This window comes from Leptolyngbya sp. CCY15150, from assembly GCF_016888135.1.
In the GTDB taxonomy this organism is placed as follows: domain Bacteria; phylum Cyanobacteriota; class Cyanobacteriia; order RECH01; family RECH01; genus RECH01.
Genome location: NZ_JACSWB010000285.1, coordinates 1 through 618, shown reverse-complemented (window position 1 = coordinate 618; position 618 = coordinate 1). Strand labels below are relative to the sequence as shown.

Here is a 618-nt window from a genome sequence, read left to right as displayed (position 1 = left end):
TCTCCACCCTCAATGGCAGCAATGGCTTTCGTATCGATGGCGTGGCAGCAGGTGACTATTCTGGGCGTTCGGTGAGTAGTGCGGGGGATATCAATGGGGATGGCTTCGATGACCTGATCATTGGGGCATCCGATGCCGACCCCAACGGCAACTTGTCAGGCTCTAGCTATGTGGTGTTTGGTAGTGGGAGTGAGTTTAGTAGCACCCTCAATCTCTCCACACTCAATGGCAGCAATGGCTTTCGTATTGATGGGGTAGCCGCACTTGACCGTTCTGGTTGGTCGGTGAGCAGTGCGGGGGATATCAATGGGGATGGCTTTGATGACCTAATTATTGGGGCATACGGTGCCGACCCCAATGGCAGCTACTCAGGCTCTAGCTATGTAGTGTTTGGGCGTGCTTCTAACCAAGCGCCCACGATCTCGACCAATGGCGCGGTGAATGCGCCAGAGAACACCGCACTGGTAGTTGATATCGAAGCCACAGACGATAGCAATAGCGAGGAGAATGGCCTGTCCTATAGCCTCAGTGGTGGGGAAGACCAAGGGTTATTTACGATTGATGCCACCACGGGTGAGTTGTCCTTCCTCTCCGCACCAGACTTTGAACAGCCGTTGG

At 54.2% G+C, this 618-nt stretch carries 1 pseudogene; it reads left to right on the top strand.

The features are described 5' to 3' along the window. Positions 1-618: pseudogene (locus JUJ53_RS22275) on the top strand (FG-GAP-like repeat-containing protein); the annotation flags it as partial.